We start from the raw sequence: 5,842 nt of genomic DNA, 5'->3' as shown, positions 1-5,842 counted from the left end.
CTGCGACAAGGCGATTAACAGTCGCCTGCTCTACCAACTGAGCTATCGGGGATCATGGGGGCGTCTCTACACACGGCGGGTGACGGACGCAAGCGCGTCTTCGCAGCCGTGCCGCGGGGCCTCGCACGGTGCGAGCGGAGGCGGCCCTTGCTGCGGGATTCGATCCGCGTCCGTCTCGGGTTACGCCGCGACGTGAACGGGGCCGAGACCTGCAATCCGCCACCGCGGGGTGAGGCTGGAACGCCCGCTCGGCGCCGCGTGCGCCTTGCCGGACCGATGCGTCAGCCTCGCCGCGTCCGTGAGCGAAGGTCCAGGACGAACGCCAAGCCGATCATCGCCAGGAGGCCGGTCGCGTTGGTCGCGACCTGCAGCATCCACGTCGCGCCGAAGGTCCGATAGAGGATTCGCCCCGCCAGGGCCGCCAGGCAGCCGGCCGCGAAAATCTCGAGGGAATGCCGACCGCAAACCTCCAGCGGGCGGACCCAGCGGTGCAGCGCAAATCCATGGACGGCCGCGGAACTGAACAGGAGGTAGATCAGGGCGAGGATGTTGATGAGCCTCAAGGGCGCCACGTGGCCCTTGTCCGGCTGCGGCATCGCCGCCGGACTCAGGTCGGGCAGGCCCCAGCTCGACCAGGGCGCCGCCTGGAGGAACGCGAAGCCGAGGTAGGCCCAGCACAGGCCAACAAGCCAAGCGCGCTGCGGCAGGAAGCCCTGCCGCGCGCGCACGGCCAGCGCCAAGGCCGCGCCGATCGTGAACAGGAACTGCCAGGCGAAGGGATTGAAGTACCATCCGCTGTCGTCCGCGGCGGCCACGTTCGGGAGATTGAGGTGGTAGTCGTGATTGGCCAGCAGCCAGACCGAGGCCGAGAGCAACAAAGTCGACGAGATGCTGCGCTGCATGGCGCCGTAAACGGCCGGGAACAAGATCAGCAGGATGATGTAGAGCGGCAGGATGTCAAGGTAGTTCGGCAGGGCGTTGAGGATCAGGCCTTGAAGCAATCCTTGCCAGATCCCCATCTGCATCAGCGGCGCGACCCCGAAGCGGGGAACCAGTCCCGTCAGATCCATCCAGGCACGCACGATGACCAGGGTGGCCAGCAGCAGCCCCGCCTGCACCGCGTAGATCCGCACGCAGCGCAGGCCGATCCGGCGCAAGGTTGTCCACGTTCCGGCGCGCTGGAACAGGCCGCCATACGCGATCATGGACGAGTAGCCGGCCAGCAGCACGAACAGCTCGGCCGCGTCCGAGAAGCCGAAGTTGTGCAGCGTGAACCGGGCGAGGGCGTTGTCGGGGATATGGTCGACGAAGATCGTCAGCAGAGCAAAGCCGCGCAGCACGTCCACGCGCGGGTCCCGCTTCGGCGGCGGGCGCGCAGGCTCGGGACTGATCGCGGGATCGCTTGATGTCATGGATCGGGATACGGAGCGTGAGAGGTCGGACCGCCGGGCGTCGCCGCCGCTGCTCCGTACGCCTCATTTAAGCTCAAGCTGGGAAAAGCCACCCCTCGCGCCTGACGGCCCGGCCGGGCCGCGCCCGCCCCCGACGGATCAGGAACGGTCGGGACCATCGATCCCGACCGTGCGGGCCACCGATCGGGCATCGGACGCGCGTGCCTCGGCTCGACGCCCGACAGCCCGGTGGACCTTCGGGATCAGTGCGCCCGCGCGACCGCGACGGGGCTCAACATGACCGAGCCTGGACTTCGAAGCGGGACGTCCAGGAGGCAGCGCAGTCCGCCCGGATCGAAGCTCAACTGCACCTCGCCGCCGAGCTCCCGCTGGATGCCGCCCGCGATCAGCCGCGTGCCGAAGCCGCGCCGCTCCGGAACCTCGACCCGCGGTCCGCCGCTCTCGTGCCAGTCCAGGCGGAGGTGCCGGGCGCCGTCCTCATGCCTCACGAGGGACCAGACCACGCGCACCTGCCCGGCGGCCGTCGAGAGCGCCCCGTACTTGGCCGCGTTCGTGGTCAACTCGTGCACGGTCATGCCGATCGCCAGGACGTAGCGCGGCGGCAACGCCACGTCGGGGCCGTCGAGGGCGATGTGATCGGCACCGTTGCGGTAGGGGCTCAGCTCGTTCTCCAGCACCTCCCGCAGCGAGGCTCCGGTCCAGTCCTCGCGTGTGAGCAGATCGTGGGTCTTCGACAGCGCCAGGATGCGCGCTTCCAACTGCACCGCCTGCGCCTCGCCCCCGCGCGACTGGCGCGCGAGCGACTGGACGGTCGCGAGCGTGTTCTTCACCCGGTGGTTCAGCTCGTGCAGCATCGTGGTCTGCTGCTCCTGCATCGCATGGCTGCGGGCGATCTCGGAGCGAAGCTCGCCCTCGCGGCCCTGGAGCGAACTCGCCATGGCGTCGAAGGCTTGGCCGAGCTGACCGAACTCGGAGGCGTCCCTCAGGCCCGTGCGGGCATCGAGGTCGCCGGCCCGCCACGCCGCGGCGGTGCGCAGCAGCCGCCGCACGGGCCGCCGGATGAAGGCCCGGCCGCCGAGCAGGGCTCCGGTGAGGGCGAGCACCGCGCCGAGCAGGATCAGCGCGACGCCGCGCACGGTGGCCGCGTCGATGTCCGCGAACGCCGCGATCCGATCGCGGCCGACCACGATCTGGACGCCCTCCAGCACGCCGTCGGGGCGCGCGACGCCGATGATGCGCGCCCGTCCGTCCAATCCCTCGACCGAGCGCGCGCCCTCGCCGTACAGGTCGAGGCGGGCCAGCCGCTCCGGGGGCAGCGGACGACCGACCCAGGTCGCTTGGTCGGGCCGGCGCACCAGCACGACGCCGTTGCGATCCGTCACCGTCAGCGCGGTGCTGGACAGGCGCAGCACGTCCTGCAGGCGGTCCGAGAGTTGCCGGAGACCGACGTTGACGACCACCACGCCGACGAGGCTGCCGGCCGCGTCCCGAACCGGCTGGGCGAAGTGCAGCGCCGGCAGGCCGGTGGCGACGCCGACGACGTAGTCGCCCATGGCGAAGCGGCCGGTGGCGAGAACCCGCTGATGATAGGCCCGCCCCGCGTTCGAGTAGGCGTCGGGCGCCGAGCCGCGCGTGTCGCAGATGATGCGCCCGTCGGGCTCGGCCATCGCGATGAGGTTGAGCTGCGGCAGGCGGCCGATGATGTCGCGCAGGTAGTCCGTGCAGGCGGCGGGCTCCTTGCGACGCACCGCTCCCTCGGCGGCAACGAGGTCGAGAACCTGATGCAGGCTCTCGGCGAGCTGTCCGAAGTCGGCGGCGACGGCGCGCGCGGAGCTGAGAGCGTTCTCGCGGGCAGCCTCGGCACGCCGCGTGCGCAGATCGTACTCGTTGTAGCCCTGGATCAGGAGGGCCGGCGCGAGCGCCAGAGCGACCAGGGCCAGGATGCGGCGCGTCAGCATGCCGGCCAGGTCAAGACATGATCGTATCGCGGATGCAACGGGTCAGCGCTTCCGAAACGAACGGCTTGGTCAGGACCCGCATGCCCGGCTCCAGGTGTCCGTGGCCGAGCACCGCGTTCTCGGCGTAGCCGGTGATGAAAAGCACCTTGAGGTCGGGACGCCTCGCACGCCCCGCCTCCGCCATCTGCCATCCGTTCGTGCTGCCGGGCAAGACCGTGCTGCCGGGCAGGACGAGATCCATCCCGAGCAGGTCGGGACGCACGTCCGAATGCAGCGCCTTCAGGGCCGCCACGCTGTCGGCGGCCTCGATGGCGGTGTAGCCCAGATCCTCCAGGCTTCTTGTGTGGTCGCACGCTCCTGCGGCGAACCGGTGACCATGTCGTCGGAGCGTGCTCTCGGCTCGGATATCGTGCCCGAGGCGGTCCGAACGGCAACTCTTCCCCGTGCTCGACGCTTGTCCCTTCACATCGTCGCGCCGGTCCTCGACTTTGCGCCCTCCGCGGGATGCGGCGCCCGGGGCACCAGGACGAGGGCCTTATCCATCAACGCCGGTGCGCCGCAATCCTCCGGAACCGCGGGCGAGATCGTCATGAATCCGGGTCCGACGGCATGAACGAGACGCAAGCCGACATCGTCGTCGTGGGCGGCGGCATGGTCGGGCTCGCCTCGGCCATCGCGCTCAGGGACCGCGGCCTCGACGTGGTGCTGTGCGATCCGGGCGAGGCGCGCGCCCGCGCCTCGTTCGGGAATGCCGGCGTGATCAGCCGCGGCTCGATCTTCCCGATGTCCGGGCCCGCCCTCTGGGGGAGGCTCCCGGCCTACCTGCGCAACGCCGACCGGGGCCTGCGCCTGCGCCACGCCCACCTCTTGCGGGTGATGCCCTGGACGGCGCACGTCCTGGCCGCCGCCCGCGCCTCGGCTTGGCGCCGGGCCGCGGAGGCGCTCCTGCCGCTCACCAGCGCCGCCTACGCCGCCCATGAAGAGCTCGCCGCGCGCGCCGGCACCGCGCACCATCTGCGGCGCACCGGCTGGATCAAGCTCTACCGCACCGACGCGGCCTTCGCCGATGCCGCCCTGGAGCGGGCGATCCTGGCCCGGCACGGCGTCGCGATGGAAATCGTCGACGGTCCCGCCCTGCACGCGCTGGAACCCGCCCTCGTGCGTCCCTACGCCCGCGCCACGCTGCTGCCGGAGACGGGCTCGGTCCAGGACCCCGGCGGTCTGATCGAGGCGTGCGGACGGTTGTTCTCGGGGCTCGGCGGGCGGACGATCCGCGCCGCCGCGACCCGGTTGGAGCCCGAGGCGGGCGGCTGGCGCATCCGCTACGACGGCGGCCACGTCCGCGCGCGCCAAGCCGTGGTCGCGGCCGGTGCGGCCTCCGCCGAAATCCTTCGCCTGCTCGGCTACCGCTTCGCCTTCGCGGCCGAGCGCGGCTACCATCGCCACTACGCGCTGCATCCGGACAGCCCGCCGCTGACGCGGCCGGTGCTCGACACGGGGGCCGGCTCGATCCTGGCGCCGATGGCGACGGGCCGGGTGCGGGTGCTGTCGGGCGTGGAGCTGAATGCCCGGCACGCCCCGCCGGACCACGCGCAGATCGACGCCGCGTCCCGCGAGGCCGCCGGCACCCTGCGCCTCGGCGGGCCCCTCGACAACGAGCCCTGGCTCGGTTCCCGCCCGTCGACCCCCGACGGCCTGCCCGTGATCGGCCGCGCCCCGCGGCACGAGGGGCTGATCCTCGCCTTCGGCCACGGCCATATCGGGTTGTCGACGGGGCCGATCACGGGGCAGCTCGTGGCCGACATCGCCACGGACCGGCCCGCGTCCCTACCGCTCGCCCCGTTCGCGCCCGATCGTCTGCTGCGCTGGCCTCGTCCCTGGCAGGGCAGTACGGTCTGAGGCTCGCCGGAGCCGACGGGCGCCAAGCGGCGTGCCGGCTTCGTTCTTGATCCTGCTGCGGATCACGACGCACCGGCTCATGCGATCGGCCACGCCGCTCGACATGGCGGTGATCCGCGCGACGTCATGGCCGAGATGCGTCAGCAGGGCGTCGGCCGGTTCGAGGACGTGCCATCAGCCATCGTCGAGCATACCGGCGGCCCACGGTCGTGCCGAAGCGGTAGCGCGCGAATCCGATAGGCCCCATGGTCGAAGCGCGGAGCCCCCGCTCCGGCTGCGTCGGCGCGTGCCGATCAGCAGACCCGGGCGCGGCGCAGGGCGCACGGACCAGCCGTGACGCGAACGAGGCGGGGCGCGCCGGGATCGGATCGGACGGCCAAGCTGTTTCACCGATCGTTAACCAAACTCGTCTCACCTGAGGGTCGTGTCGGCCCCGCCCTCGTCGCAGGGTCCGACGGCCTGGACGTCGGGGAACGTGAGGCCGGATTGACGTGCGCGCGATCCTGGCGTGCGCGGTCGTTGATTGGTTCGGATGGGCTGCGGCATACCACGCTCGCTCCTCCCTTAGTCTCG

3 protein-coding genes and 1 pseudogene are annotated in these 5,842 nt (G+C 71.4%); 1 reads left to right on the top strand and 3 read right to left on the bottom strand.

Translation table 11 applies throughout. From position 1 onward, the window contains the following. Positions 1 to 281 precede the first annotated feature (281 nt). The 3 genes and pseudogenes from ACFE8Y_RS15645 to ACFE8Y_RS15635 all read right to left on the bottom strand — a co-directional run. The gene (locus ACFE8Y_RS15645; protein WP_375465309.1) at positions 282 to 1,346 is read right to left on the bottom strand and encodes an OpgC family protein; all 1,065 of its coding nucleotides are present in this window, start codon (positions 1,344 to 1,346) and stop codon (positions 282 to 284) included. Positions 1,347 to 1,654: 308 nt separating this feature from the next. After that, positions 1,655 to 3,370, bottom strand: a complete 1,716-nt coding sequence (locus ACFE8Y_RS15640; protein ID WP_375465308.1) for a sensor histidine kinase — start codon at positions 3,368 to 3,370, stop codon at positions 1,655 to 1,657. 10 nt (positions 3,371 to 3,380) lie between these two features. After that, positions 3,381 to 3,713, bottom strand: a pseudogene (locus ACFE8Y_RS15635) (response regulator); the annotation flags it as partial. A gap of 266 nt (positions 3,714 to 3,979) precedes the next feature. Between ACFE8Y_RS15635 and ACFE8Y_RS15630 the strand changes: the two are divergent. Continuing rightward, positions 3,980 to 5,269 (top strand): NAD(P)/FAD-dependent oxidoreductase, encoded by a 1,290-nt coding sequence (locus ACFE8Y_RS15630; RefSeq protein WP_375465307.1) that lies wholly within the window; start codon positions 3,980 to 3,982, stop codon positions 5,267 to 5,269. Positions 5,270 to 5,842 lie beyond the last annotated feature (573 nt).

This window comes from uncultured Methylobacterium sp. (assembly GCF_964242245.1).
Taxonomy (GTDB): domain Bacteria; phylum Pseudomonadota; class Alphaproteobacteria; order Rhizobiales; family Beijerinckiaceae; genus Methylobacterium.
The sequence above is the reverse complement of the archived record's forward strand: the minus strand, read 5'-3'. Positions and strand labels throughout refer to the sequence as shown.

Bases quoted from the DNA above. Each gene is read 5' to 3' on its own strand.
- ACFE8Y_RS15630 (WP_375465307.1), top strand. From the start codon at position 3,980: ATGAACGAGACGCAAGCCGACATCGTCGTCGTGGGCGGCGGCATGGTC.
- ACFE8Y_RS15640 (WP_375465308.1), bottom strand. From the start codon at position 3,370: ATGCTGACGCGCCGCATCCTGGCCCTGGTCGCTCTGGCGCTCGCGCCG.